At 70.5% G+C, this 25,998-nt stretch carries 24 protein-coding genes; 15 read left to right on the top strand and 9 right to left on the bottom strand.

All coding sequences use genetic code 11. The features are described 5' to 3' along the window. Position 1 precedes the first annotated feature (1 nt). The 7 genes from moaC to NRP21_RS00380 all read right to left on the bottom strand — a co-directional run bounded on the left by moaC (position 2) and on the right by NRP21_RS00380 (position 7,367). Positions 2-478, bottom strand: coding sequence for a cyclic pyranopterin monophosphate synthase MoaC (gene moaC / locus NRP21_RS00410; RefSeq protein WP_257714195.1), 477 nt, complete (start codon positions 476-478; stop codon positions 2-4). After that, positions 475-1,329, bottom strand: coding sequence for an indole-3-glycerol phosphate synthase TrpC (gene trpC, locus NRP21_RS00405; RefSeq protein WP_257714194.1), 855 nt, complete (start codon positions 1,327-1,329; stop codon positions 475-477). The genes moaC and trpC overlap by 4 nt, the downstream gene beginning before the upstream one ends. A gap of 211 nt (positions 1,330-1,540) precedes the next feature. Then, positions 1,541-2,548 (bottom strand): anthranilate phosphoribosyltransferase, encoded by a 1,008-nt coding sequence (gene trpD / locus NRP21_RS00400; RefSeq protein WP_257714193.1) that lies wholly within the window; start codon positions 2,546-2,548, stop codon positions 1,541-1,543. Between the two features lie 3 nt (positions 2,549-2,551). Continuing rightward, the gene (locus tag NRP21_RS00395; protein WP_257714192.1) at positions 2,552-3,178 is read right to left on the bottom strand and encodes an anthranilate synthase component II; all 627 of its coding nucleotides are present in this window, start codon (positions 3,176-3,178) and stop codon (positions 2,552-2,554) included. Between the two features lie 58 nt (positions 3,179-3,236). Beyond that, positions 3,237-3,947, bottom strand: coding sequence for an FkbM family methyltransferase (locus NRP21_RS00390; protein ID WP_257714191.1), 711 nt, complete (start codon positions 3,945-3,947; stop codon positions 3,237-3,239). Positions 3,948-3,951: 4 nt separating this feature from the next. After that, positions 3,952-5,472: an anthranilate synthase component I gene (trpE, locus tag NRP21_RS00385; RefSeq protein WP_257714190.1), complete on the bottom strand. Its 1,521-nt coding sequence runs from the start codon at positions 5,470-5,472 to the stop codon at positions 3,952-3,954. Then, positions 5,469-7,367, bottom strand: coding sequence for a peptidylprolyl isomerase (locus NRP21_RS00380; protein WP_257714189.1), 1,899 nt, complete (start codon positions 7,365-7,367; stop codon positions 5,469-5,471). Before NRP21_RS00380 ends, trpE begins: the two co-directional genes overlap by 4 nt. 123 nt (positions 7,368-7,490) lie before the next feature. Here NRP21_RS00380 and tpiA point away from each other — a divergent pair, with 123 nt between their 5' ends. From tpiA to NRP21_RS00310, 14 genes are all read left to right on the top strand, one after another. Continuing rightward, positions 7,491-8,249: a triose-phosphate isomerase gene (gene tpiA / locus NRP21_RS00375; RefSeq protein WP_257714188.1), complete on the top strand. Its 759-nt coding sequence runs from the start codon at positions 7,491-7,493 to the stop codon at positions 8,247-8,249. A 44-nt stretch (positions 8,250-8,293) separates the two neighbouring features. Beyond that, positions 8,294-8,623, top strand: a complete 330-nt coding sequence (gene secG / locus NRP21_RS00370; protein ID WP_257714187.1) for a preprotein translocase subunit SecG — start codon at positions 8,294-8,296, stop codon at positions 8,621-8,623. Positions 8,624-8,728: 105 nt separating this feature from the next. Next, positions 8,729-10,360: a CTP synthase gene (locus NRP21_RS00365; RefSeq protein WP_257714186.1), complete on the top strand. Its 1,632-nt coding sequence runs from the start codon at positions 8,729-8,731 to the stop codon at positions 10,358-10,360. Positions 10,361-10,500: 140 nt separating this feature from the next. Next, on the top strand, positions 10,501-11,103 hold the full coding sequence (gene wrbA, locus NRP21_RS00360) for an NAD(P)H:quinone oxidoreductase (protein ID WP_257714185.1): 603 nt from the start codon (positions 10,501-10,503) through the stop codon (positions 11,101-11,103). A gap of 223 nt (positions 11,104-11,326) precedes the next feature. Next, complete coding sequence (locus NRP21_RS00355; RefSeq protein WP_257714184.1) at positions 11,327-13,225, top strand: hybrid sensor histidine kinase/response regulator; 1,899 nt, start codon at positions 11,327-11,329, stop codon at positions 13,223-13,225. An 80-nt stretch (positions 13,226-13,305) separates the two neighbouring features. After that, positions 13,306-14,589, top strand: coding sequence for a phosphopyruvate hydratase (eno, locus tag NRP21_RS00350; protein ID WP_257714183.1), 1,284 nt, complete (start codon positions 13,306-13,308; stop codon positions 14,587-14,589). Between the two features lie 199 nt (positions 14,590-14,788). Further along, on the top strand, positions 14,789-15,076 hold the full coding sequence (locus NRP21_RS00345) for an FtsB family cell division protein (protein WP_257714670.1): 288 nt from the start codon (positions 14,789-14,791) through the stop codon (positions 15,074-15,076). Between the two features lie 219 nt (positions 15,077-15,295). Further along, the gene (gene pdhA / locus NRP21_RS00340) at positions 15,296-16,360 is read left to right on the top strand and encodes a pyruvate dehydrogenase (acetyl-transferring) E1 component subunit alpha (protein ID WP_257714182.1); all 1,065 of its coding nucleotides are present in this window, start codon (positions 15,296-15,298) and stop codon (positions 16,358-16,360) included. A gap of 1 nt (position 16,361) precedes the next feature. Beyond that, the gene (locus NRP21_RS00335; protein ID WP_257714181.1) at positions 16,362-17,819 is read left to right on the top strand and encodes a pyruvate dehydrogenase complex E1 component subunit beta; all 1,458 of its coding nucleotides are present in this window, start codon (positions 16,362-16,364) and stop codon (positions 17,817-17,819) included. Between the two features lie 12 nt (positions 17,820-17,831). Continuing rightward, positions 17,832-19,220 carry a pyruvate dehydrogenase complex dihydrolipoamide acetyltransferase gene (locus NRP21_RS00330; protein WP_257714180.1) on the top strand — a complete coding sequence of 463 codons (1,389 nt, stop codon included), beginning with the start codon at positions 17,832-17,834 and terminating at the stop codon, positions 19,218-19,220. After that, complete coding sequence (locus NRP21_RS00325; protein WP_257714179.1) at positions 19,217-19,705, top strand: GNAT family N-acetyltransferase; 489 nt, start codon at positions 19,217-19,219, stop codon at positions 19,703-19,705. The genes NRP21_RS00330 and NRP21_RS00325 overlap by 4 nt, the downstream gene beginning before the upstream one ends. A 64-nt stretch (positions 19,706-19,769) precedes the next feature. After that, positions 19,770-21,164 carry a dihydrolipoyl dehydrogenase gene (gene lpdA, locus NRP21_RS00320; RefSeq protein ID WP_257714178.1) on the top strand — a complete coding sequence of 465 codons (1,395 nt, stop codon included), beginning with the start codon at positions 19,770-19,772 and terminating at the stop codon, positions 21,162-21,164. Positions 21,165-21,230: 66 nt separating this feature from the next. Further along, entirely contained in the window at positions 21,231-22,322 is a 1,092-nt protein-coding gene (gene lipA / locus NRP21_RS00315; protein WP_257714177.1) for a lipoyl synthase, read from the top strand. A 1-nt stretch (position 22,323) separates the two neighbouring features. Further along, positions 22,324-22,791, top strand: a complete 468-nt coding sequence (locus tag NRP21_RS00310) for a type II toxin-antitoxin system RatA family toxin (protein ID WP_257714176.1) — start codon at positions 22,324-22,326, stop codon at positions 22,789-22,791. Positions 22,792-22,798: 7 nt separating this feature from the next. On the opposite strand, the gene NRP21_RS00305 is transcribed toward NRP21_RS00310, so the two are convergent. Next, positions 22,799-24,280, bottom strand: coding sequence for a hypothetical protein (locus tag NRP21_RS00305; protein WP_257714175.1), 1,482 nt, complete (start codon positions 24,278-24,280; stop codon positions 22,799-22,801). Positions 24,281-24,347: 67 nt separating this feature from the next. Between NRP21_RS00305 and NRP21_RS00300 the strand changes: the two genes are divergently transcribed. Then, the gene (locus NRP21_RS00300; protein ID WP_257714174.1) at positions 24,348-25,412 is read left to right on the top strand and encodes a threonine aldolase family protein; all 1,065 of its coding nucleotides are present in this window, start codon (positions 24,348-24,350) and stop codon (positions 25,410-25,412) included. On the opposite strand, the gene NRP21_RS00295 is transcribed toward NRP21_RS00300, so the two are convergent. After that, a complete protein-coding gene (locus NRP21_RS00295; protein WP_257714173.1) occupies positions 25,387-25,905 on the bottom strand; it encodes a GNAT family N-acetyltransferase in 519 nt (172 codons plus the stop codon). The two genes, NRP21_RS00300 and NRP21_RS00295, sit on opposite strands and share 26 nt — an antisense overlap. Between the last annotated feature and the right edge of the window lie 93 nt (positions 25,906-25,998).

Raw genomic sequence — 25,998 nt, 5'->3', positions numbered from 1 at the left:
CCTATTCGGCCTCGTAGAACCCGGACTTTCCGCCGGATTTGCGCGTCAGCCTTACCGCCTCGATCCGCATGGCCCGGTCCACCGCCTTCACCATGTCGTAAACTGTCAGCGCCGCGACGGTCACGGCCGTCATCGCCTCCATCTCCACCCCCGTCCGGCCAGCGGTACGAACGGTTGCGGTGATCTCCACCGCGTCCGGTTCCGCCAGCTCCAGCTCCACGCTGGCGGAGGAGAGGGGGAGGGGGTGGCAGAGGGGGATCAACTCGGCGGTTCGCTTGGCGGCCATGATCCCGGCCAGCCGGGCCACGCCGAGCACGTCGCCCTTGCCCGCGCGGCCCTCGGCGATAAGGGCCAGGGTCTCCGGGCGCATGGTGATCCGGCCCTTGGCCGTTGCCTCCCGCACCGTCTCGGCCTTCGCCGAGACATCCACCATCGCCGCCCGGCCGGCGGCATCGAAATGGGTGAGGGGGCCGCTCAAGCGGCCTCCACCAGCGCGCGGGCGGCGGCGCCGGGGTCGGGCTGGCGCAGCAGGTGCTCGCCCACCAGCAGGCAGCGGGCGCCGGCATGGGCCATGCGGCGCACGTCCTCGGGGGTGCGGATGCCGCTCTCGGCGACGGGGATGCGGTCGGCGGGGACCAGCGGCGCCAGGCGCTCCGTCACGGCGATGTCGGTCTTGAGGCTGCGCAGGTCGCGGTTGTTCACGCCGATCAGGCGCGTCTCCAACCCCAGGGCGCGCTGAAGCTCCGCCTCGTCATGGATCTCTACCAGCACGCCCATGTCCAGGCCGCGGGCCGTGTCCTCCAGCCGCTCGGCCATCTCGTCGGTCACCGCGGCCATGATGATGAGGATAGCGTCCGCCCCCATGGCCCGGGCCTCGAAGACCTGCCAGGGATCCACCATGAAATCCTTCCGCAGCACGGGCAGGTTCGTCGCCTCCCGCGCCAGGCGCAGGTGCTCCGGGGTGCCCTGGAACCAGGGCTCGTCCGTCAGCACGGAGAGGCAGGTGGCGCCCGCCTCCTCATAGGCGCGGGCAATGCCGGCAGGGTCGAAGGGCTCGCGGATCAGCCCGCCGGAGGGGGAGGCGCGCTTCACCTCGGCGATCAGGCCTACCCGAAGATCCGCCACGGCGTTGCAGAGGGCCGCCGTGAAGGGCCGGGGCCGCCCGGCATCGCGGGCGCGCCGCTCCATCTCCGCCAGGGGGGTTTCCTGCTGCCGCGCCTGCACCTCCACGTACTTGGCGGCCAGTATCTGCCGGAGCGTGTCCGACAGGTCCGCGCTGCGCTTGGTGTCGGGAAGGGGCGCGTCGGTCACCGGGAGGGTCTGATCCATGGTGGACGGTTCCTCGCGCTGTTGCGCGGGTGCCGTCAAGCGGCACCCGCGCGGGGCAGGGCGTCGCGCCCGTCTGGCCGGGCCGGGCCCCCGGTGCAACGCGCGCGGGACGTTCCGGATGCGGATCGGGCGCCCGGGCCCAGGAGCGCCCAAGCGCCGGCCGGCCGGGGCTGGCGCGTTCGAGGTGAGCGCAAGGGAGCCGGGCGCCGCGTCAGGCGGCCGTCAGCGCCCGCAGCCTCTCCAGCGCCGCCAGGGCGCGGCCGGAGGCGACGGACTCGGCGGCCAGCGCCGCGCCTTCCTTCAGCGTCTCCACCCGGCCCGCGACGATGAGGGCGGCGGCGGCGTTGAGCAGCACGCAGTCCCGATAGCCGCCGGCCTCACCCTTCAGCAGCGCGACCACGGCCTCCGCGTTCTCCGCCGGCTCGCCGCCCTTCAGGGACTCGGCGGGGTGGCGGGGTAGGCCCGCATCCTCCGGCGCCACCTCGAACTCCCGGATGTGGCCGCCTTTCAGCTCCACCACCTGGGAGGGGCCGGACACCGTCAGTTCGTCCAGGCCCTGCCCGTGGACGAGCCAGGCGTGCTCCGTCCCGATGCGGCCGAGCGTCTCCGCCATGGGGCGCAGCCATTGCGGGGCGAAGGCGCCGGTCATCTGGCGGCGGACGCGGGCCGGGTTGGTCAGCGGGCCCAGCAGGTTGAAGATGGTGCGGGTGCCCAGCTCCACGCGCGGGCCGGCCGCGTGGCGCAAGGCGGCGTGGTGGCGCGGGGCGGCGAGGAAGCAGATCCCGGCCTCCCGCAGCACCTCGGGGATGCGTTCCATGGGAACATCGGTGTTCACGCCCAGCGCGCTGAGCACGTCGGAGGCGCCGGAGCGGGAGGAGAGGGCGCGGTTCCCGTGCTTAGCCACCGGCACGCCGCAGCCGGCGACGACCAGCGCGGCGGCGGTGGAGATGTTGAGGGTACCGGCGGCATCCCCCCCGGTTCCGACAAGGTCGATCGCGCCCTCAGGCGCCTCGACCGCCAGCATGCGGGCGCGCATGGCCCGCACGGCGCCGGTCATCTCCGCCACCGTCTCCCCGCGCACGCGCATGGCCATCAGCAGGCCGGCGATCTGGGCGGGCGTGGCCTCGCCGGCCATTACCGTGCCGAAGGCGGCCTCGGCCTCGCTCTCGGCAAGGCGCTCCCCGGCGGCGAGCCGGGCCAGGACAGGCTTGAGGGACATGGCTCAGGCGGCCTGGGGAAGAGGTTCGCCCAGCGGATTGCCCCTGGGCGGCAGGTTGATTCCGGCCAGGCGCAGCAGGTTGGCCAGCATGTCGTGGCCGTGCTGCGAGGCGATGCTCTCCGGGTGGAACTGCACGCCCCAGACCGGCAGGTCGCGGTGCGCGAGCCCCATGACGAGCCCGTCCTCAGTCTCCGCCGTGACCTTCAGGGTCTCCGGCAGGTCGTCCCGCCGCACGACGAGGGAGTGATAGCGCGTGGCCTTGAAGGGGGAGGGGAGGCCGGCGAAGACATCGCTGCCGCCATGGTGCATGTCGTGCACCTTGCCGTGCACGGGCTGGGGGGCGCGCACCACAGCGCCGCCGAAAGCCTGCCCGATGGACTGGTGGCCGAGGCAGACGCCGAACACGGGCACGCCCTTCCCCGCGGCCGCGCCGATCAGGTCCAGGCAGATCCCCGCCTCGTTCGGCGTGCAGGGGCCGGGGGAGAGGATGACTGCTTGCGGCTTCATCTCGATCGCCTGGTCCACCGAGAGCGCGTCGTTGCGCCAGACGGCCACCTCCGCGCCCAGCTCCCCGAGGAAGTGGACGAGGTTGAAGGTGAAGCTGTCGTAATTGTCGATGAGCAGGATCATGGCCGCCCCACTTCGGCCCAGGGGCCACCGCCGGTCAAGACGGAGCTCCGGGCCGGGACTAGAAGGCGCCCTGGAGATCCGCCTCGTGGCCCTCGCGGTAGAGGTGGAGCGTTTCGGACCCGGAGCTGCGCAGGTTGATCCGGAAGCCGCGGTCGTAGAGGCGCTTCATCATGGCGTCCGTCGGGGCCACCCCGGCCTTCCGGTAATGCGTCTCCAGGATAATGCCGGTGATCGGGTCCAGGTCGGCCGTGCCGAGCAGGTCCACCTCGCCACCCTCGATGTCCATGATGAGGAAGTTGGCCCCGTGGCGCGCCACCTCCTCCTCGAACACCGCGACCGGGACATCCACCGTGCCCCGGCGGGGGATGGGGATGAGGGAGGAGGAGACGAGGGAGGGGGAGACGAAGAATGGCACCGTGGCGGGATGCGTCGCCGCGGAGCGGCGGGACAGCAGCACGGTGTTGTAGAGCTCAACCGGCAGCCCGTTCGCGGCGAAGTGGTGCGCGGCCAGCGCCGCGTTCTCCGGGTTCGCCTCATAGGAGCGGATGTTGGCGGGGCCGACGATCCGCGCCGCGATCATGGCGATGAAGCCCGTGCAGGTGCCGAGCTCCAGGATGCGATGATGGGGCCGCACGACGCGGCGGGTGATCTTCGCCTCGCTCGCCTCGAAGGCACCGCGGCGGAACTCGTCCGCCACGGGCTGGATCCGGGGATGCGCCAGGTCGATGCGGACGCCATTCGTCTCGAACAGCTCCATGGCGCCATCCATCGGCTCAGCCCTCCGCCCTGCGGGGCGCGGCTGCGGCGAAGCGCACGGCCTCCTCCGCCGCGCGGAACAGGGCGCGGGCCTTCTGCCGGGTCTCCTCCTCCTCGGAGGCCGGATCGCTGTCCGCCACCACCCCGGCCCCGGCTTGGACGTACATGGTGCCGTCCTTCACCACGGCCATACGGAGGCCGATGCAGGTGTCCATGCCGCCATCCCCGCCGAAATAGCCGAAGCAGCCCGCGTAGACGCCGCGGCGGGAGGGCTCCAGCTCCTCGATGATCTGCATGGCCCGCACCTTCGGCGCCCCGGAGAGCGTGCCGGCGGGGAAGCCGGCCATCAGCGCGTCCAGCGCCGTCAGGCCCGGGCGCAGCCGGCCCTGCACCTCGGAGCTGATGTGCATCACCTGGGAGTAGCGCTCGATCCCGAACTGGGCGGTGACGCGGACGCTGCCCGTTTCGGCCACCCGGCCCACGTCGTTACGGCCGAGATCCACCAGCATCAGGTGCTCCGCCCGCTCCTTCGGATCGGCCAGAAGCTCCCTCTCCAGCGCCTTGTCCTCCTCCGGCGTCGCGCCGCGGCGGCGCGTGCCGGCGAGGGGGCGGACCGTCACCACCCCGTCCCGCAGCCGAACCAGGATCTCCGGGCTGGCGCCGGTGGCCGCGAAACCGCCGAAGTCGAAGTGGAACAGGAACGGTGCGGGGTTGAGGCGCCGCAGCGCGCGGTAGAGCGCGAAGGGCGGCAGGGCGAAGGGCGCCTGGAAGCGCTGGCTGGGGACGATCTGGAAGGCGTCTCCGGCGGCGATGAACTCCTTCGCCCGCTCCACCGCGGCCATGAAGCCTTCCCGCGTGAAGTTGGAGGAAGGCGTGCCCGGCGGGGGCAGGGCGGCGGGCGGGGCAGGGCGAGGGACCGGGCGGTCCAGCGCGACCTCGGCCTCGTCCAGCCGGGCCTGGGCGGCCTCGTAGGCCTCGCGCGCCGTCTCTCCCCTATCGGCATAGACGGGCGCGCAGAGGGTCAGGATGTCCCGCACGTGGTCGAAGACGGCGAGCAGGGTGGGGCGGCTGAGGATCGCCTCGGGAATGCCCAGCAGGTCCGGGTTCTCCGCCGGCAGGCGCTCTATCTGCCGGACCATGTCGTAGCCGAGATAGCCGAACAGGCCGGCGGCGCAGGGCGGCAGCCCGGCCGGCAGGTCCATGCGGCAGGACTGGATCAGGGCGCGCAGGCCCTCCAGCGGCGGCGCCTCCTCCGGCACGAAGGCGTGGGGGGCGGAAAGGGCGTGGCGGTTCACCTCCGCCCGCCCGTCCCGGCAGCGCCAGATCAGGTCGGGGGCGAGGCCGATGGCGGAGTAGCGGCCCCGGCTCTGCCCGCCCTCCACGCTCTCCAGCAGGAAGGTGTTGGGGCGGCCCTCGGCGAGCTTGAGAAAGGCGCCGACGGGGGTGTCGAGGTCCGCGACGCGCTCCCGGAACACCACTTGCCCGCGCCCGGCCGCGTGGGCGGTGGCGAAGGCGGCGTAGCTGTCGGGGGCGGTCATCTCGCGGCCACCTGGTCCATTAGGCCCTCGTTGATCGTCACCTTGGCGCGGGCGCGGAGCGCGGCGGCGAACTGGGCCTCCAGGTCGTCCTGCATGGCCTGCTCCACCTCGGTTTTGGCGCGCGCCTGGGCGTCCGGGGCGGCCGCGGTGTCGGCGGGGATGATCTCCACCAGCTTCGCCACGGCGAAGCCGGCGGCGGTGGTGGCCATGGTCACCTCCCCGGGCTTCAGGGTGAAGAGGCCGGGCAGCAGCTCGGCCGGGATGCCGCCCGCGGCTGGGCCCTGGGCGTCGCGCGCGGCCGGGCCCATGCGGGCGGGCTCGACCCCGGCCTCCTTCGCGGCCTCCGCAAAGTCCTTCCCGCCCTGGACGGCCGTCATCAGCGCCGTGGCGCGCTCCTCCTGGGCGCGGCGGCGGGCGTCCAGCGTCCAGGCGCGGCGCACCTCAGCCTCCACCTCCGCGAAGGGCTTCAGCGCGGCGGGGATGGCGGTGGGCACGTCCAACGCCGCGAAGGCCTGGCCCACCTCCGCCACGCGCGGGCCGGAGCCGGCGGGGTTGGCGAAGATCGCCTCGATCAGCGCGGCGCGCGCGGCGGGGCCGCCGGGCAGGGTCACGGGGCGGCCATCACGGCCATTGCCCTGGCGATCCAGCGTCACGCGGGTGGCCTGCAGGCCGAAGCGCTGCGCCGCCTCCTCCACGGTGGAGCCGCCGGAGAGGGCGTCCTCCAGCTTGTTCGCCTCCTCAAAGGAGAGGTCAGCGGCCTTTTCCCGCGCCAGCGTCTCGCGGGTCTGGGCGCGCAGGGTTTCCATCGGGATTTCGGTGGCGGGCTGGATCGCCGTCACCTTCATCACGTGCCAGCCAAAGGGGCTCTGGATCGGCTCGCTCACACCGCCATCCGGCAGGGCGAAGACAGCGTTCGCGATGTTCTCCACGGGCATCTCGGAGCGGGTCACCTGGCCCATCTCCAGCGCGGCGCCGCCAGCAGCCTGCGCCTGGGTCGTGATCGCCTGGAGGTCGGCGCCACCGGTCCAGGCGGTGCGGATCGCGTCCGCAGCCTCCTTCGTGGAGACCAGGGCCTGCTCCACCGTGCGGCGCTCCGGCGTGCCGCTGCGCTCGCGCTGCGCCTCCAGCCCGGCGTCGATCTCGGCATCCGTCACCTGCACCTTCGGCAGCAGGATCTCGGCAGAGAGGAGGGCGAGGGCGGCCTCGCGGTACTCGGGGGAGGAGAACTCGGCGGGGTTGTTCTCGTGGAAGCGCTCCAGCTGCGCCTGGGTCGGCTCCGGCACCTCGGGGGCGCTGAGCAGGGGGAATTCCGCCACTTCGGCCACCCGCTTCTCCCCGGCGAAGGCGGCGAGGAGCTTCGTCAGTGTCTCGGGCGCCCGGGCGCCGGCGCGGACGGCGCCCACCAGCTGCTGCCGCTGCAGGTCGGAGATGACGAGGCGGGTGAAGTCGCCCTCCGTCAGGTCGTTCTGGCGCAGGAACTGCTGCAGGATGAAGGGGCTGAACTGGCCGGCCGCGTCGCGGAAGGCGGGAATGGCGAAGGTATAGGCCCGGACCGCGTCCACCGAGGCGGAGACGCCGAGGCTCCGCGCCTCCTGGTCCTGGGCGCGGGAGGCGATGAGGTTCTCCAGCGCTTGGCGGGCCACGGCCTGGCGGAAGGCCTCGTTCGGCTCGAAGCGCGGGCCGAGCTGGCGCTGCAGGCGCTGCGTCTCCCGCCGGGCGGCGTTCTGGGCCTCCGCCAGCTCGATCGGCTGCCCGCCAACGCGCGCCACGGCATTGTCTCGGCCGAAGTTGCGGATGGTGTCCTCGATCCCCCAGACCGCGAAGGAGAGCACCAGCAGGACGAAGAGGCCCCTGGCGAACCAGGTGCCGGCGAGACGGCGGAACGCGGTGATCATGGCGGCGGCGGGCCCTGCTGGGGGAAGTTCGGAGAAGGGGCGGTAGCCTATCCGGATACGGTTGCCAAACCTCCATCCTCCCGATAGGCGGCGCTGATACGCGCCGTCACGCCAGGAGAGCCCATGACCCCCGGAGTCCGCCCCCTCATTGCCGGCAACTGGAAGATGAACGGCACGCTGCGGGACGCCGCGGCCCTGGCCGAGGGGGTGCGGGCCGGGCTGGACCGGGCGCCGGGCGCGGACCTGCTGATCTGCCCGCCCTTCCTGCACCTGCACGTCGCCGCCGCCTCCATGGGCTGGAAGCCGGTGGCGATCGGCGGGCAGGACTGCTCGGCGGAGGCGAACGGGGCCCATACGGGCGATGTCTCGGCCGCCATGCTGGCCGATGCCGGATGCGGCTTCGTCATTCTTGGCCACTCCGAACGCCGGGCGGACCACGGGGAGACGGATGCCCAGGTGCAGGCCAAGGCCCAGGCGGCGATCGAGGCGGGGCTGATCCCCGTGGTCTGCGTGGGCGAGACGGAGGCCCAGCGCGACGCCGGGGAGGCGGAGGCGGTGGTGGCCGCGCAGATCGCCGGTTCCCTGCCGCCGGACTTCGCCGCGGCCAAGGGCGTGGTGGCCTACGAGCCGGTCTGGGCCATCGGCACGGGCCGCACGCCGACGGAGGCGGACATCTCCGCCATGCACAACCGGATGCGGGCCGAGGTGGCGGCGCGCTTCCCCGGGCTGGGGGAGACGACCCGCCTTCTTTACGGCGGCTCGGTGAAGCCCTCCAACGCCGCGGCCATCCTGGCCCTGCCGAACGTGGACGGGGCGCTGGTGGGGGGCGCGAGCCTGAAGGCGGAGGATTTCCTGGCCATCGCCGCGGCCGTTCCGGCCTGAAACCCTTCCCCCCGCACCCGTTACAGGGCTAGAAGCCGGGAATCATGACCACCGTCCTCCTCGTCCTGCACTTCTTCGTCGCCGCCGCCCTGATCGGGGTGGTGCTGCTGCAGCGCAGCGAGGGCGGCGGGCTGGGCATCGGCTCCTCCCAGGGCATGGGCAACTTCATGTCCGGGCGTGGAACGGCCAACCTGCTGACCCGTGCCACGGCGGTACTGGCCACAATCTTCATGGCGCTGGCGCTGGCGCTGGGCCTGCTGAACCAGGGAACGGGGCGGCAGCGCTCCCTCTTCGATTCGCCGCCCGCCGCGACCGCGCCAGCCCTCCCGGCCGCGCCCGCTGCCCCGGCTGCGCCGAGCGTCCCGACCAACTAAGCCACTGTTCCGGTGGCGGCCCCGTTCAAGCCGGGGCCGCGCATGGCACTCCCGCGTCCGCGGCCCCTGGCCGCGGCGCCCTATCGCTCGTTATAAGGGCCTCCCATGACGCGGTACGTATTCATCACCGGCGGCGTGGTCTCTTCCCTCGGAAAAGGCATCGCCGCGGCATCCCTGGCTGCGCTGCTACAGGCGCGCGGCCACAAGGTCCGCATGCGGAAGCTGGACCCCTACCTCAACGTCGATCCGGGCACGATGAGCCCGTATCAGCACGGCGAGGTCTTCGTGACCGATGACGGGGCGGAGACCGACCTCGACCTCGGCCACTACGAGCGCTTCACAGGGGTGCACGCCAACCAGGCCGATGCCTGGACGTCCGGGCGCATCTACTCCGAGGTGATCGCGAAGGAGCGGCGGGGCGAGTATCTGGGCGGCACCGTCCAGGTGATCCCGCACATCACGGACGCCATCAAGGAAGGCATCACCAGCGGGGTCGAGGACTACGACTTCGTTCTGGTGGAGGTCGGCGGCACGGTGGGCGACATCGAGAGCCTGCCCTTCCTGGAGGCCCTGCGGCAGCTCGCGAACGAGCTGGGGCCGCGCAACTCCCTCTTCGTCCACCTGACGCTGGTGCCCTGGATCGCCTCCGCCGGCGAGCTGAAGACGAAGCCGACGCAGCACTCCGTGAAGGAGCTGCTGGGCCTGGGCATCCAGCCGCAGATCCTGCTCTGCCGCTGCGACCGCCCGATTCCGGAGAACGAGCGGCGCAAGATCGCCAGCTTCTGCAACGTGCGGCCGGAGAGCGTGATCCCCGCGCTGGACGCAAGCAGCATCTACGCGGTGCCGTTGCAGTACCACGCGGAGGGGCTGGACGTTGAGGTGCTGCGCCACTTCGACATGTCGGTCTATGGCGAGCCGGACCTGTCCCGCTGGCAGAAGATCGTCAACGCGCTCCAGCACCCCGAGGGCGAGGTGACGGTCGCCGTCGTCGGCAAGTACATGTCGCTGCTGGATGCCTACAAGTCGCTCGGCGAGGCGCTGACCCATGGCGGCATCGCGCACAACGTGAAGGTGAAGCTGGACTGGGTGGACAGTTCCATTTTCGAGGGCGAGGGCGCGATCAAGCGGCTGGAAGGTGCCCATGCCATCCTCGTGCCCGGCGGCTTCGGGGAGCGAGGGAGCGAGGGCAAGATCCGCGCCGTGCAGTTCGCGCGGGAGCGGAGCGTCCCCTTCCTCGGCATCTGCTTCGGCATGCAGATGGCGGTGGTGGAGGCGGCGCGGAACCAGGCCGGGCTGCCCCACGCTTCGTCCACCGAGTTCGGGCCCTGCGAGGACCCCGTGGTCGGCCTGCTGACGGAGTGGAAGCGGGGCAACCAGGTGGAGAAGCGCGAGGCAGGCGGCGACCTGGGCGGCACGATGCGGCTCGGCTCCTACCCCTCGCTGCTGGCCGAGGATTCGCTGGTGCGCGGGATCTACGACGGCAAGCCGGAGATCATGGAGCGGCACCGCCACCGCTACGAGGTGAACGTGAATTACCGGGAGAAGCTGGAGGCCACGGGCCTGCGCTTCTCCGGCATGTCGCCGGACGGCGTTCTGCCGGAGATCGTGGAGCGGCCGGACCATCCCTGGTTCCTCGGCGTTCAGTACCACCCGGAACTGAAGTCCAAGCCCTTCGATCCGCACCCCATCTTCGCCGGCTTCATCGGTGCGGCGGTGCGGCAGGCCCGCCTCGTCTGAGGCGTGCCGATCGCTTGGCGTGCCTATCGCTTGGCGTGAATGACGGTCATTTCCGCCAAGCGTTTTCCGGCGCCGTCGCGTTCACCTAACTCCGCGGCAGGCCCGCCACCCCGGCGGGCCGCTAACAAGGGTTAAGCGCGATGGCGAAGGTCCTGGTCCTCTACTACTCCAGCTACGGCCATATCGAGGCGATGGCGCAGGCCGTGGCCGAGGGTGCCCGTGCCGTGCCCGGCGTGACGGCGGACGTTAAGCGCGTGCCGGAGCTTGTGCCGGAAGAGGTGGCGCGGAACTCCCACTACAAGATGGACCAGGCGGCCCCGGTGGCCACCGTGAACGAACTGACCGAGTACGACGCCATCATCATTGGCACGCCCACCCGCTACGGGAACATGGCGTCCCAGATGAAGAACTTCCTGGACCAAACGGGCGGCCTCTGGGCCCGAGGCGCCTTCAACGGGAAGGTCGGGTCCTGCTTCACCTCCACGGCCAGCCTCCATGGCGGGCAGGAGAGCACGATCCTGGCGACCAACAACGTGCTCTACCACCTCGGCATGGTCATCGTCGGCTTGCCCTATTCCTATGCCCCGCTGCAGGACGTAACGAAGGTGCAGGGCGGCACGCCCTACGGCGCCAGCACCGTGGCGGGCGGGGACGGCAGCCTGAAGCCGACGCCGGACGACCTGGGAGCCGCCCACTTCCAGGGCGAGCACGTGGCGCGCATCGCGGCCAAGCTGGCCGCCTGACCATGCGCCGGGGGGGGCGGTCCGCTCCCCCTGCTGCCCTCCGGAGCGACGCGATCTTCCCGCGCGATTTTCGCGTGATGGTTGCAACGTTTTTTTGCGGCTTGCTTGAGAACGGCCGGAATCAGTGCTTCAACCGGGTTGAGTTGAAGTGGGCCAGACCTCGATCAGTGTTCCTATGAGCCGATCAAAGCCGTCTCTCGCAGCGGATTCCTATGAGTTGCTGGTGCAGGGGGTGGTCGACTACGCCATCTACATGCTGGACCCGACCGGGATCGTGGTGAGCTGGAACCCGGGCGCGGAGCGCATCAAGGGCTACACCGCCGACGAGGTGATCGGCACCAGCTTCTCCCGCTTCTACGTCGAGGAGGACCGGCGCCGCGGCATGCCCGAGCGGGCGCTGCGGACCGCCGCCGAGGAGGGGCGCTTCACCGCCGAGGCCTGGCGCATCCGCAAGGACGGCACCCGCTTCTGGGCCATGGTGGTGATCGACCCGATCCGGCGCGGAGACGTGCTGATCGGCTTCGCCAAGGTCACGCGGGACATGACGGAACAGCGCGCGGCCCAGCTGGCCGCGCTGGAGACCGAGCGGCGCTTCCGCCTGCTGGTGCAAGGCGTGCACGACTACGCCATCTACATGCTGGGCCCGGACGGCCAGGTCACGAACTGGAACACCGGGGCCGAGCGCATCAAGGGTTACACCGCCGACGAGATCGTGGGCGAGCACTTCTCCCGCTTCTATACGGAGGAGGACCGCGAGTCCGGGCTGCCCTACCGGGCGCTGGAGACCGCCCGGCGCGAGGGGCGCTACGAGGCCGAGGGATGGCGGCGCCGCAAGGACGGCACCCGCTTCTGGGCCGGGGTGGTGATCGACGCCATCCGCGACGAGGCCGGCGCGCTCATCGGCTTTGCCAAGGTCACGCGCGACCTGACCGAGCGGCGGGAGACACAGCTGCAGCTGGAGCAATCCCGCGAGCAGCTCTTTCAGGCGCAGAAGATGGAGGCCCTGGGGCAGCTCACGGGCGGGCTGGCGCACGACTTCAACAACATGCTGGCGGGAATCTCCGGCAGCCTGGATCTCCTGAAGACCCGCATCGCCCAGGGGCGGACGGGGGAACTGGACCGCTACATCAGCGCCGCCCAGGGCGCGGCCGGGCGCGCGGCGGCGCTGACCCACCGGCTGCTGGCCTTCGCGCGCCGGCAAACCCTGGATCCCAAGCCGACGGACGCAAACCGGCTGATCACTGGCATGGGCGAGCTGGTGCAGCGGACGGTCGGGCCCGCGATCGAGGTGAGAACCCATCTCCACCCCGAGCTCTGGCCGACGCTCTGCGACCCGAACCAGCTGGAGAACGCGCTCCTCAACCTCTGCATCAATGCCCGGGATGCCATGCCCGGGGGCGGCGTGCTGACGGTTGGGACCGCGAACCTTTCCCTCTCCGGCGAGGAGGCACGCAGGAGGGGGCTGACGCCTGGGGACTACGTGACGGTGCGCGTCACCGACACGGGTGTGGGCATGACCGCGGAGGTGCTGGAGCGGGCCTTCGACCCCTTCTTCACCACCAAGCCGCTGGGGCAGGGGACCGGACTCGGCCTTTCCATGGTCTACGGCTTCGCCCGGCAGTCGGGCGGGCAGGTGCGGATCCGGTCCGCGCCGGACGAGGGGACGGCCATCATCGTCTACCTGCCCCGGCACCTCGCGGCCGCTGCGGAGGAGGAGGCGCCCGCGGCGCCCGTTGAGACCCCCCGCGCACGGGCCGGTGAGACGGTGCTGGTCGTGGACGACGAGGAGACCGTCCGCATGCTGGTGGCGGAGGTCCTGCAGGACCTGGGCTACACGGCTCTGCAGGCGGCGGACGGCCCTTCCGGCCTGGAAACCCTCCGCGGCGCGCGGCGGATCGACCTGCTGGTCACGGATGTCGGCCTGCCCGGCGGACTGAACGGGCGGCAGCTGGCCGATGCTGCCCGGGCGATCCGGCCCGGGCTTCCGGTGCTGTTCATCACGGGCTACGCCGAGACGGCGGCAACCGGCGACCGGCTTGAGCCGGGGCTGCACGTGATGACCAAGCCCTTCGCCATGGATGCCCTTGGCGCCCGCATCAAGGCAATCATCGAGTCCGGCTGAAGGGGCACGCCTTCCCTCTTGCGGCGCTGGGCGCGCCGCCCTATCGCCCCGGCAACGTCCCCGCAAAGCCGGAGTCAACCATGTCCGCCATTTCCGACATCATCGCCCGCGAGGTCCTCGACAGCCGCGGCAACCCGACGGTGGAAGTGGAGGTGGTGCTGGACAGCGGGGCCATCGGCCGCGCGATCGTCCCCTCCGGCGCCTCGACCGGCGCGCATGAGGCGGTGGAGCTGCGCGACGGCGACAAGTCCCGCTACGGCGGCAAGGGCGTGCTGAAGGCCGTGGCGAACGTGGAGGGCGAGATCTTCGACGCCCTTTCCGGCCTCGACGCCACGGACCAGGTGAAGATCGACGAGACGATGATCGAGCTGGACGGCACGCCGAACAAGGCGCGGCTGGGCGCGAACGCGATCCTCGCCGTCTCGCTCGCCAACGCGAAGGCGGCGGCGGAGCACTACGGGCTGCCGCTGTACCGCTATGTCGGCGGCACCTTCGCGCGCACGCTGCCCGTGCCCATGATGAACATCATCAACGGCGGCCAGCACGCGGACAATCCGATCGACATCCAGGAGTTCATGATCATGCCCGTGGCCGCCGGCACGATGGCGGACGCGGTGCGGATCGGCTCCGAGGTGTTCCAGGCGCTGAAGAAGAAGCTGCACGACGCCGGCCACGCGACGAATGTGGGCGACGAGGGCGGCTTCGCGCCGAACCTGAAGAGCGCGGAGGAGGCGCTGGACTTCATCGCCGCCGCCTGTGAGGCCGCCGGCCACCGCGTGGGCGAGGACATTATGTTCGCCCTCGACTGCGCCTCCACCGAGTTCTTCAAGAACGGCACCTACGACATGGAGGGCGAGGGCAAGAAGCTCGACGCCGCCGGGATGGTGGACTACCTGGCCGCGCTCTGCGGCAAGTACCCCATCGTCTCCATCGAGGACGGCATGTCCGAGGATGACTGGGCCGGCTGGAAGCTGCTGACGGAGCGGCTGGGCGACAAGGTGAACCTCGTTGGCGACGACCTCTTCGTGACCAACCCGGAGCGGCTGCGCCAGGGCATCGAGAAGGGCGTGGGCAACGCGATCCTGGTGAAGGTGAACCAGATCGGCTCGCTGACGGAGACGCTGGAGGCGGTGGAGACCGCGCACCGCGCCGGCTACAAGGCGGTGATGTCGCACCGCTCCGGCGAGACGGAGGACGCGACGATCGCCGACCTCGCGGTGGCGACGAATTGTGGCCAGATCAAGACCGGCTCGCTGTCCCGCTCCGACCGACTCGCGAAGTACAACCAGCTCATCCGAATCGAGCAGGGCCTGGGTGCGGCGGCGCGCTACGCGGGCCGCACCGTGCTGCCGAAGGGGCGCTGAACGCGGCTGCGCGCGCCGCAAAGCGCGGCGCGCGCGCAACGTCCACAGCTATTTCCGCAACCCTGGGCTGAATGGTCTTGCGCCGCAGCGTGGCGGCGATTTTACTCCCGGACAGGGGATCATTCCGATCGGCCTAAGCTCTTCGGGGGAGGGGCAGTTGGCTTTTTTAAGGGGGGTGAAGCGCCGGGCTCAGGCCTTGGTGCTTCCAACCATTTTCTTCGCGCTGTGCGGCTACTTCGCCCACCACGCCATCCACGGGACGCGCGGGCTGATCGCGCGCGATGCCCGCAACGCCGAGATCGCGGCCGCCCGTATCGTGCTGGCCGAGGCCGAGGCCGAGCGGGATGCGATGGAGCGCAAGGTCGCCGGCCTGAGAGCCGAGCACCTGGACCGCGACATGCTGGAGGAGCGCGCCCGCGCGCTGCTCAACGTGGTCGCCAAGGACGAGATCATCGTTCCCTACGCGCCGAACCGCCGCCTCTTTTAAGGGGCCGGCACGGCAGGCTTGTGGGCGGCGCGGCGGGGGTTCCTGCCGCGCCGTTCGGCGTCCCGGACCTCATTATTACGAAAGCGGACCTGATATTCGCGATGTTGCAATGCAACATCAATGACTTAGCTGAGTCTTGTAGCTTGCTGAAGCCCGGCGCCAACCGTATCTGCGCATGAAAGACGGCCACTTGGCCGACTTTTAACGCAGGAGAACCTCATGGCCCTCGGGACCGACAGCGCGGCGAAGCGCCGCGGGAACGGCAAGGAATCTCCGCCTTCCGCCGGCCACAACCAGGACCTTCTGGCCAAGGCCTACCGCGAGATGCTGCTGATCCGGCGCTTCGAGGAGAAGGCGGGCCAGCTCTACGGGATGGGCCTGATCGGCGGCTTCTGCCACCTCTACATCGGTCAGGAGGCCGTGGTGGTGGGCATGCAGATGACCCTGAAGGAGGGCGACCAGGTCATCACCTCCTACCGCGACCACGGCCACATGCTGGCCACGGGCATGGAGGCCCGCGGCGTGATGGCGGAGCTGACCGGGCGCATCGGCGGCTACTCCAAGGGCAAGGGCGGGAGCATGCACATGTTCTCCCGCGAGAAGGGCTTCTACGGCGGCCACGGCATCGTGGCGGCGCAGGTTCCGCTGGGCCTCGGGCTCGCCTTCCACAACTGGTACAAGGAGAATGGGCAGGTCGCGCTCGCCTATTTCGGCGAGGGTGCCTCCAACCAGGGCCAGGTGTTCGAGAGCTTCAACCTCGCCGCCCTGCTCAAGCTGCCCTGCATCTTCATTATCGAGAACAACCGCTACGGCATGGGCACGAGCGTGGAGCGCGCCTCCGCCTCCAAGGACCTGTCGCAGAACGGCGCGCCTTGGGGCATCCCGGGCGAGAAGGTGAACGGCATGGACGTGCTGGCGGTGAAGGAGGCCGGCGAGCGCGCCGTGGCCCACTGCCGCGAGGGCAAGGGACCGTACCTGCTGGAGATGCAGACCTACCGCTACCGCGGCCACTCGATGTCAGACCCCGCGAAGTACCGCACCCGCGAGGAGGTACAGGGGATGCGCGAGAACAGCGACCCGATCGAGCAGGTGCGGAAGCTGCTGCTGGAGCAGGGCCGCAGCGAGGCCGAGCTGAAGGCGGTGGACGACGAGGTGAAGGCGATCGTGCAGGACAGCGCGGAGTTCGCGCAGTCCAGCCCCGAGCCCGACGAATCCGAACTGTGGACCGACGTGGTGCTGCCCAGCCCGGTCGACGCCCAGTCCATGAAGATGGAGACCCGCTGAGATGGGCGCGACGATCCTGATGCCCGCCCTCTCCCCGACGATGACGGAGGGCAAGCTCAGCCGCTGGCTGAAGAAGGAAGGCGATGCGGTGAAGTCCGGCGACGTGCTCGCCGAGATCGAGACCGACAAGGCCACCATGGAGGTGGAGGCCGTGGACGAGGGGACGATCACCAAGATCCTCGTCGCCGAAGGCACGGAGGGCGTGCAGGTGAACGCCGCCATCGCCGAGCTGGACGGCGGCGATGGCAGCGCGGCCCCGGCCGGCGACACCTCCACCCCGGCGAACGCGCAGGGCAGCAAGCCCGCCACCCCGCAGCAGCCCGAATCCAACGCCACGCAGCAGGGCGGTTCGGTGGGTCAGGTGGCCAAGGCCGCCGAGGACCACGCGCAGGTGGCCGCCAAGGGCGCGCAGGAGCGCGAGGGCGTGGACGCGCAGCCCAAGGCGCCCTCCTCCGAGCCCGAGAAGGACTGGGGCCCGACCAAGGCGATCACGGTGCGCGAGGCGCTGCGCGACGCGATGGCGCTGGAGATGCGCGCCGACAAGGACGTGTTCCTGATGGGTGAGGAGGTCGCCCAGTACCAGGGTGCCTACAAGATCTCCCAGGGCCTGCTGGACGAGTTCGGCCCGAAGCGCGTGCTGGACATGCCGATCACCGAGTACGGCTTCACCGGCATGGCGGTCGGCGCGGCGCTGGCTGGGCTGAAGCCGATCGTCGAGTTCATGACCTTCAACTTCTCCATGCAGGCCATCGACCACATCATCAACTCCGCGGCGAAGACGCTGTACATGTCCGGCGGCCAGCTCGGCTCGCCGATCGTGTTCCGCGGCCCGAACGGCGCCGCGGCCCGCGTGGCGGCGCAGCACAGCCAGGACTACACCTCCTGGTACGCGCACGTCCCCGGGCTGAAGGTGATCGCGCCCTGGTCTTCGGCGGACGCGAAGGGGCTGCTGCGGGCCGCGATCCGCGACCCGAACCCCGTCGTGTTCCTCGAGAACGAGATCCTCTACGGCCAGACCTTCGAGTGCCCCACGGCGGAGGACTTCATCCTGCCGATCGGCAAGGCGAAGGTGGAGCGCGAGGGCAAAGACGTCACGATCGTCGCCTACTCCATCATGGTGGGGCTGGCGATGCAGGCGGCGGAGGAGATGGCGAAGGCCGGGATCGAGGCCGAGGTGATCAACCTCCGCACCATCCGCCCGCTGGACATCGAGACCGTGCTGAACTCGGTGAAGAAGACCAATCGCCTTGTCACGGTCGAGGAGGGCTGGGCCTTCGCCAATGTCGGCGGCGAGGTGGCGATGCAGGTGATCGAGGGAGCCTTCGACTACCTGGACGCGCCCCCGGTCCGCGTCGCCGGCCTGGACGTGCCGATGCCTTACGCCGCGAACCTCGAGAAGCTGGCGCTGCCCACGGTGGCGCAGGTGGTCGAGGCGGCGCGCAAAGTCACCTACAAGTAAGGGGCGCGGCACATGGCCACCAACATCCTGATGCCCGCCCTTTCGCCGACGATGACGGAAGGGACGCTTGCCCGCTGGCTCAAGAAGGAGGGCGAGGCGATCAAGTCCGGCGACATCATCGCCGAGATCGAGACCGACAAGGCCACGATGGAGTTCGAGGCCGTGGATGAGGGCATCCTCGGCAAGATCCTCGTTCCCGACGGGACCGAGGGCGTGAAGGTCAACCAGCCCATCGGCGTGATGGTGGAGGAAGGGGAGGCGGTTCCGGCGGATGCCGGCACCGCGGCCCCGGCCGCCAAGTCGGGTGGCGATGCTGGCCCGAACCCCTCTCCCTCCGGCAGCCCGGCGCTGGAGGCGGTGCAGGCCGCCGGCGGCAAGGTGGCGGGGGCGGCGGAGCAGCCGGTTTCCGCGCCGGTGCCCTCGGGGCAGAACCAGCCCGCCCCGGCCTCCACGCCGTCGGGCGGGCAGGGGGGGCGGGTCTTCGCCTCGCCGCTCGCACGCCGCATGGCGCAGCAGGCCGGGATCGACCTGGGTTCCGTGAAGGGCTCCGGCCCGAACGGGCGGATCGTGAAGTCGGACATCGAGGCCGCCCAGGCTGCCCCGAAGCCGGCCGCGGCCCCGCAGGCCCAGCCCGCCGCCGCTGCGCCGGCTGCCGCCGAGGCGCCGAAGCCCGCGCCCAAGCCCGCCGCGCCCGCCATCACGGCGCCGCACAAGGTGGTGCCGCACTCCTCGATGCGGAAGGTCATCGCGCGCCGCCTGTCGGAGTCCAAGCAGACCGTCCCGCACTTCTACGTCTCCATCGACGTGGAGCTGGACGCCCTGCTGAAGCTGCGCGCGGACCTGAACGCACGTTCCCCGAAGGATGGCGCCGGGGCCTATAAGCTCTCTGTGAACGACCTGGTGATCAAGGCGGCCGCCGCCACGCTGCGGAAGCTGCCGAGCACCAACGCCACCTGGACCGACGAGGGGATGGTCCTCTACGACGACGTGGACATCAGCATCGCCGTCTCCATCCCCGACGGGCTGATCACGCCGATCATCCGCAAGGCCGACCAGAAGGGCCTGGCCACCATCTCCAACGAGATGAAGGACCTCGCCTCCCGCGCCAAGTCCGGCAAGCTGAAGCCGGAGGAGTTCCAGGGCGGCGGCTTCTCCATCTCGAACATGGGCATGTTCGGGGTGTCCAATTTCTCCGCCATCATCAACCCGCCGCAGGCCGGCATCCTCGCGGTCTCGGCCGGCGAGAAGCGGCCGGTGGTGAAGGGCGACCAGGTTGTGGTCGCGACGGTGATGACGGTGACGCTCTCGGTCGATCATCGCGCCATCGACGGCGCGCTGGCGGCCGAGTGGGTCTCGACCTTCAAGTCGATCGTCGAGGACCCGCTGAGCCTGATGCTGTGAGTGGGGAGCAGCGCTTCATCCTGAGGGACGCCACCCCGGCCGACGTGCCGGAGGTGGTGCGCCTCGTCCGCGAGCTGGCCGACTACGAGCGCCTGCTGGACGAAGCGGTGGGCACGGAGGAGGACTTCCGGACCCTGCTCTTCGGGGAGGGGCCGCTGCTGCACGCCGTGCTGGCGGAGGTGGACGGCCGCGTGGTCGGGCAGGCGCTGTGGTTCAACAACGTCAGCACCTTCACCGGCAAGCCAGGCATCTACCTGGAGGACATCTTCGTCGAGCCCGGCCATCGCGGCCTGGGTATCGGCAAGGCCTTCTTCCGCTACCTCGCCCGGCGCGCGGTGGCGGAGGGGTGGACGCGGCTGGATTGGCAGGTGCTGGACTGGAACAAGCCGTCCATCGACTTCTACCGCGGCCTGGGCGCCGACACGAAGGATGAGTGGATGGGCCAGCGCCTGAGCGGTGACGCTCTCAGGGCCCTGGCCGCGTGACTTTGGCGGGGCGACCCGCCGGCTGAGACGCAATCTGCGCGAGAGCGCCACGGAGGAGGCCCGCATGGCCGACCAATTCGACCTGGTGGTGGTGGGCGGTGGGCCCGGCGGCTACGTGGCCGCGATCCGCGCCGCGCAGCTGAAGATGAAGGTCGCGCTGGTGGAGCGCGAGAATCTCGGCGGCATCTGCCTCAACTGGGGCTGCATCCCGACCAAGGCCCTGCTGCGCGCCAGCGAGATCAACCACCTGCTGCACACGCTGGATGCCTACGGCTTCGCCGCGGACAACATCCGCTTCGACTTCGCCAAGGTGATCAAGCGGTCCCGCGCGGTCGCCGGACAGCTCTCCGGCGGCGTGAAGGGGCTGATGAAGAAGAACAAGATCACCGTTTATGACGGCCACGCGAAGCTGGCCGGCCCGGGCAAGCTCTCCGTTTCCAAGGACGGCAAGCCGGTGGCGGAGCTGGCCGCGAAGAACATCATCCTCGCCACCGGCGCCCGCGCCCGCGTGCTGCCGGGGATGGAGCCGGACGGGAAGCTGATCTGGTCCTACCGCGAGGCGCTGGTGCCGGACACCATGCCGAAGAGCCTCATCGTGATCGGATCGGGTGCGATCGGTAGCGAGTTCGCCAGCTTCTACCTCAACATGGGCGCCCAGGTGACGCTCATCGAGGTGTTGGACCGCATCCTGCCGGTGGAGGACGCGGAGATCAGCACCTTCGTGCAGAAGTCCTTCACGAAGCAGAAGATGAATGTCCTCACCTCGGCCAAGATCGGCAAGATCACGAAGAACGGGAACTCTGTGACCGTTTCCGTCGAGGCAGGCGGCAAGATGCAGGAAATCACGGCGGACCGGCTGATCTCCGCCGTCGGCATCGTCGGCAACGTCGAGGATATCGGCCTCGAGGGCACGAAGGTGAAGGTCGAGCGCACCCATGTGCTGATCGACGAGATGTGCCGGACCGGCGAGCCGGGGGTCTACGCCATCGGCGACCTGGCGGGCGCCCCCTGGCTGGCCCACAAGGCGAGCCACGAGGCGATTATCGCCGTGGAGCACATCGCGGGGATGCACCCGCACCCGCTGGAGGCGATGAACGTCCCGGGCTGCACCTATTGCCGCCCGCAGGTGGCGAGCGTGGGGCTGACCGAGGCGAAGGCCAAGGAGGCCGGGCACGAGGTGCGGGTGGGGCGCTTCCCCTTCATCGGCAACGGCAAGGCCATCGCCATGGGCGAGCCGGAAGGGCTGATCAAGACCGTGTTCGACGCCAAGACCGGGGAGCTGCTGGGCGCCCACATGGTCGGCCCGGAGGTGACGGAGATGATCCAGGGCTACACCATCGCCCGGACCCTCGAGACCACCGAGGCCGAGCTGATGCACACGATCTTCCCGCATCCCACCGTCTCCGAGGCGATGCACGAGGCCGTCCTTGATGCCTACGGCCGGGTGATCCACATCTAGGGGCAAGACCCCGCACCCCTATCGCCGCGCCCCCGCCAAGGGGCGCGGCCGAAGGACAGAATCCATATGGCCACCCGCATCCTGGTGGATCACCGCGCCGGCGGCGCCCAAGGAGGCCCCCAGGGAGGCATCCAGGGAGGCATTCAGGGCGCCAGCCTGGCGGCCCCCGCGTCTGAAGCCGTCCTGCCCGCCCACATCGCCCGGATCGTACCCAGCGCGGCCCCGGCGCCGCTACGGCATCCCGAGAAGGCAAACCGGCCGGACAACCCCATCAAGCGCAAGCCGGACTGGATCCGGGTGAAGGCGCCGAACCACCCGATTTACCACGAGACCCGCAACCTGATGCGGGAGCAGAAGCTCGTCACGGTCTGCGAGGAGGCGGCCTGCCCGAATATCGGGGAGTGCTGGTCCCAGCGCCACGCCACCATGATGATCATGGGCGAGATCTGCACGCGCGCCTGCTCCTTCTGCAACATCACCACGGGCATGCCCAAGTCCCTGGACGCGGACGAGCCGCGCCGGGTGGGCGAGGCGGTGGCGGCGCTCGGCCTGCGCCACGTCGTCATCACCTCCGTGGACCGGGACGACTTGAAGGATGGCGGCGCGCAGCACTTCGCGCAGACCATCGCCGCCATCCGCGCCGCGGCGCCGGAGACCACAATCGAGATCCTGACTCCGGACTTCCTGCGAAAGGACGGGGCGCTGGAGGTCGTGGTGGCCGCCCGGCCGGACGTGTTCAACCACAATCTCGAGACAGTGCCGCGCCTCTACCCGACCATCCGGCCCGGCGCGCGTTACTTCCATTCCCTGCGCCTGCTGGACGAGGTGAAGCGGCTGGATCCCGGCATCTTCACCAAGTCCGGCGTGATGGTCGGGCTGGGCGAGGCGCGGGGCGAGGTGCTGCAGGTGATGGACGACATGCGGTCCGCCGAGATCGATTTCCTGACGATCGGGCAGTACCTGCAGCCCACGGTGAAGCACGCGGCGGTGGACCGCTTCGTGGAGCCGGTCGAGTTCGAGGACTACGCGCGGCTGGCCCGGGCGAAGGGCTTCCTGCTCGTCTCCGCCACGCCGCTCACCCGCTCCTCCTACCACGCGGACAAGGACTTCGCGGAGTTGCGGGCGGCGCGCGAAGCCAGGCTGGGCCGCGCCGCCTGAGATGCCCACCCATGCCGAGACCAAGCGTCTGCCCTACACGCCGGAGCAGATGTTCGACCTTGTGGCCGATGTGCGCCGCTACCCGGAGTTCCTGCCCTGGTGCGTCGGCGCCCAGGTTGTGTCCAAGACGGAGAATGAGCTGATCGCGGACCTCACGATCGGCTTCAAGATGTTCCGCGAGACCTTCCGCAGCCGGGTGACGCTGGACCGGCCGCGCCACGTGCACGTGGAGTACCTGACCGGCCCCTTCCGCTACCTGAACAATCACTGGAACTTCTCCCCCGTCGAGGGCGGCTGCGAGGTGAAGTTCTTCGTGGACTTCGAGTTCAAGTCCCGCCTTCTTCAGGCGGTGATCGGCACCGTGTTCAACGAGGCGGTGCGGCTGATGGTCCGCGCCTTCGAACGGCGGGCGATGATGCTCTACCGGCGGGAGAGGCCGGGCGGGCGCCCGGCGAACGCCACCTCCTGAAGGCTCGCTACGGCGTCGCGCGCCGGGCGGCCATCTCCTCGTCGTGGCGGCGCATCACCTCCGGGTCGCCCATCTGCTCCGACTCCGCGGTCAGGACGCAGCGCAGGCTTCGGGGCAGGTTGAAGCTGGAGGCGGGGGGCAGGCTGGCGCTGCCCGTCCGCTCCACCCAACTCCCCGCGCCCGTCAACAGCAGGGCCAGGGCCGCGATGGCGCCCCAGCGGCCCCAGCCCCAGCGCAGGTGCCCCTCGTGGAGCGCCAGCAATGCCTCCGCCGCGACCACCATCGCCACGGCGAGCGGGATGGCGTTGAACCGGGTCTCGATCGCCGAGATCGCGTTGATCGCCAGGATGGCCCCGCAGGCCATAGACAGGAAGGCTGGCGTGACGGACCACCGCCTCTCCCGGATGGCGTGGCCCGCCAAGCCTGCGATGCGGAACGCGGCCAGCACGGTCGCGGCCCAGTAGAGGGGGCGAACCAGGGGCCCGTACCAGGGCAGCCGGTCGTAGAGGTACACGAAGGGGCTCCGAACATCGAAGGAGAGGAACAGGTGTGCCAGCATCGTCGCCGCTGCCCTGAAGGGGTGGGCGAAGTACCAGGCCCAGCCCTCTCCCGCTTCCAGATGCCCGGAGAAGAGCGGGTTCGGCGTGTACCAACCGCCCGCGGCCGCACCCAGCCCCATGACCGTATCGTACTTCCAGACGAGCGCGCCGAAGGTCACCTGAAAGCCGCCGAGCCGGCAGGCTGGCAGTACGCCCGGCTCCCCCAGCACATGCCAGTTGTAAAGGAACTGCGGTAGCCAGCTCGCGGCGCCGAAAAGCCCGCCGCTGATGGTGGCCGCGAGCAGCCGCCCGCGATGGGCCGCCCAGCCGGGAGCGAGAAGCAGCCCCAGCCCGACCGCGCCGTTCCACGCGAGGAGAAGCGGCAGGTTCGCCGGGCGCACCATCAGGGCGAAGCCCGCCAGCGCGCCCCCGATCACAAGGGCCGCCTCTGTCCGCCCCGCGGCGTAGGGGCCGTCCAGGCGCACCGCTAACCCGGCGAGCAGCACGGTGACGATGAGGGAAGGCGCCTCCGTCAGGACATCGGTAACGAGCGCCAGCCCGAGCGGCCCGAGCAGCAGTGCAAGGGCGGTGGCCAGCGCCCATCGCGGCGAGGTGCGGCGGAGCCCCGCGGCAAGCCAGAGGCAGGCGGCCACGTAGAGCGCGTACTGCACGCTTCCCGCGATGGCGGCGAGCCGCGCGGGCTCGTAGCCCGAGAGGAAGGTGAGGGGCAGCAGGAGCAGCGGATAGCCGTAAGTCCGCACGGTACCGAAGTCGTGGAGCGGCCCGTGCATGCGGAACCGGAAGGCGTAGAAGCCGTAGGACCAGGAATCGGCGGCTGAAGGGTAGTGGCCGTAGCGGAAGACCAGCGCGGCCGCTGCCAGCACGGAGAGGCCGAGCGCGATGGGCAGGACGAGCCGGAGACGCGCCGAGGCATCCGCATTCCCGGCCAAGTCCGATCCCCCGTCAGTACAGGGCCCGTCCTGGCCATATCGCGCGCGCGCTGGCAAGCTCTGCCCCATGGTTCAGATCCCTGAGCGCCCGGCCCCTGGCGCGCCGCCCGTCCGCATCAACCTCTACTCCGACACGCAGACCCGCCCATCCACCGCCATGAAGGCGGCGATGATGGAGGCCGAGGTTGGCGACGAGCAGCACGGGGACGACCCCACCGTCCACGCGCTCTGCGACCGCATGGCGGCGCTGCTGGGGAAGGAGGCGGCGGTCTACCTGCCTTCCGGCACCATGGCCAACGTGATCGCCGTCAACGTGCACTGCCGTAACGGCGACGAGGTGCTGGCGCACGAGACGGCGCATATCCTGACGAGCGAGGCGGGCACCCACGCCGCCATCGCCGGGGTGCAGATCCAGCCGCTGCGCGGCCCGCGCGGCATGTTCGACGCCGACACGCTGCGCGCCGCCATCCGGCCGCGCACGCGGCACGCGCCGGAGCAGACCCTGCTGGAGATCGAGCAGACCGCCAACATCGGCGGCGGCGCCGTCTGGCCGCTGGCGACGCTGACGGAGTTGACGGGCATCGCGCGGGAGCAGGGCTGGTCCACCCACATGGACGGGGCGCGGCTGATGAATGCCTGCGTGGCCTCCGGCATCCCCGCCGCCGAGATGTGCGCGGGCTTCGACAGCGTGTGGCTGGACTTCACCAAGGGCCTGGGCGCGCCGCTCGGTGCCGTGCTCGCCGGATCCCACGAGTTCATCGAGCGCGCCTGGCGCTGGAAGCAGCGCCTGGGCGGCTCCATGCGCCAGGCCGGCATCTGCGCGGCCGCCTGCCTCTACGCCCTCAATCACAACGTGGACCGGCTGGCGGAGGACCACGCCAATGCGAAGGCACTCGCCGCCGGGCTGCGCGGGATCGATGGCGTGGTGGTGGAGGAGCCGGACACCAACCTCGTCTTCTTCGATCCCACCGGCGCCGGCATGGCCCCGGCCGCGCTACAGGCGGCGCTGCGCGGCGAGGGGATCGCGGTCAGCGGCCTGGGCGGGCGCCTGCGCGCCTGCACCCACTTGGACGTGGCCGCGCCGATGATCGACGAGGCGCTGGGGGCTATCCGCCGCCTGCTGCGCGGCTGAGGGCGAGGATCTCCTCGTCCAGCAGCGTGCCCAGCGCGTTGTGCTCGATCCGGTAGTAGGTGCGGCCGAGCACCCGGCCGCCGGCCCTGTCGTAGAGGCGGCGGGCCGGCAGGTTCTGCGAGTCCGTGGTCCAGTCCAGGGCGCAGAAGCCGCCCTCCCGCACCAGCCGGGCCGCGCCCGCGACGAGGGCGCGCCCGACACCCCGGCGGCGCGACCTGGCGGAGACGAAGAGGTCCCGGATGTAGAGGGAGCGGCGCAGCTCCGCCGCTGGCAGCATCACGTTCAGCACGCAGGAGCCAATCGCCGTCTCCCCGTCCATCGCCAGGATGGTGCGGGGATTGAAACCCTCCGGCGGCAGGGTGCAGAGCTGGCCCGCGGCCTCCAGCGCGTCATCCATCGGAACGGGGGCGCCGTAATAAGCCTGCATCTCGGAAAGCAGAGCGGCGAGCCCCTGGACATCTGAAGGGCCGACGGCACGGACAGTCAGAGTCATGCGCGTGGCGCTCGATGTCCCGTGACGGGACCCGGACCTGTCGCGTGCTGCCTCATCACCTTCCCCCTTACATTGTCCGCGGCCACTCGCGTG

The organism is Roseomonas populi (genome assembly GCF_024594815.1).
In the GTDB taxonomy this organism is placed as follows: Bacteria; Pseudomonadota; Alphaproteobacteria; order Acetobacterales; family Acetobacteraceae; genus Roseomonas; species Roseomonas populi.
The sequence above is the reverse complement of the archived record's forward strand: the minus strand, read 5'-3'. Positions and strand labels throughout refer to the sequence as shown.

What these genes read in the sequence shown, in the direction of transcription:
- trpC (WP_257714194.1), bottom strand. Translation starts at nt 1,329, where the DNA reads ATGGATCAGACCCTCCCGGTGACCGACGCGCCCCTTCCCGACACCAAG.
- trpD (WP_257714193.1), bottom strand. Translation starts at nt 2,548, where the DNA reads ATGTCCCTCAAGCCTGTCCTGGCCCGGCTCGCCGCCGGGGAGCGCCTT.
- NRP21_RS00395 (WP_257714192.1), bottom strand. Translation starts at nt 3,178, where the DNA reads ATGATCCTGCTCATCGACAATTACGACAGCTTCACCTTCAACCTCGTC.
- NRP21_RS00390 (WP_257714191.1), bottom strand. Translation starts at nt 3,947, where the DNA reads ATGGATGGCGCCATGGAGCTGTTCGAGACGAATGGCGTCCGCATCGAC.
- trpE (WP_257714190.1), bottom strand. Translation starts at nt 5,472, where the DNA reads ATGACCGCCCCCGACAGCTACGCCGCCTTCGCCACCGCCCACGCGGCC.
- NRP21_RS00380 (WP_257714189.1), bottom strand. Translation starts at nt 7,367, where the DNA reads ATGATCACCGCGTTCCGCCGTCTCGCCGGCACCTGGTTCGCCAGGGGC.
- tpiA (WP_257714188.1), top strand. Translation starts at nt 7,491, where the DNA reads ATGACCCCCGGAGTCCGCCCCCTCATTGCCGGCAACTGGAAGATGAAC.
- secG (WP_257714187.1), top strand. Translation starts at nt 8,294, where the DNA reads ATGACCACCGTCCTCCTCGTCCTGCACTTCTTCGTCGCCGCCGCCCTG.
- NRP21_RS00365 (WP_257714186.1), top strand. Translation starts at nt 8,729, where the DNA reads ATGACGCGGTACGTATTCATCACCGGCGGCGTGGTCTCTTCCCTCGGA.
- wrbA (WP_257714185.1), top strand. Translation starts at nt 10,501, where the DNA reads ATGGCGAAGGTCCTGGTCCTCTACTACTCCAGCTACGGCCATATCGAG.
- eno (WP_257714183.1), top strand. Translation starts at nt 13,306, where the DNA reads ATGTCCGCCATTTCCGACATCATCGCCCGCGAGGTCCTCGACAGCCGC.
- pdhA (WP_257714182.1), top strand. Translation starts at nt 15,296, where the DNA reads ATGGCCCTCGGGACCGACAGCGCGGCGAAGCGCCGCGGGAACGGCAAG.
- NRP21_RS00335 (WP_257714181.1), top strand. Translation starts at nt 16,362, where the DNA reads ATGGGCGCGACGATCCTGATGCCCGCCCTCTCCCCGACGATGACGGAG.
- NRP21_RS00330 (WP_257714180.1), top strand. Translation starts at nt 17,832, where the DNA reads ATGGCCACCAACATCCTGATGCCCGCCCTTTCGCCGACGATGACGGAA.
- lpdA (WP_257714178.1), top strand. Translation starts at nt 19,770, where the DNA reads ATGGCCGACCAATTCGACCTGGTGGTGGTGGGCGGTGGGCCCGGCGGC.
- lipA (WP_257714177.1), top strand. Translation starts at nt 21,231, where the DNA reads ATGGCCACCCGCATCCTGGTGGATCACCGCGCCGGCGGCGCCCAAGGA.
- NRP21_RS00310 (WP_257714176.1), top strand. Translation starts at nt 22,324, where the DNA reads ATGCCCACCCATGCCGAGACCAAGCGTCTGCCCTACACGCCGGAGCAG.
- NRP21_RS00300 (WP_257714174.1), top strand. Translation starts at nt 24,348, where the DNA reads ATGGTTCAGATCCCTGAGCGCCCGGCCCCTGGCGCGCCGCCCGTCCGC.
- NRP21_RS00295 (WP_257714173.1), bottom strand. Translation starts at nt 25,905, where the DNA reads ATGACTCTGACTGTCCGTGCCGTCGGCCCTTCAGATGTCCAGGGGCTC.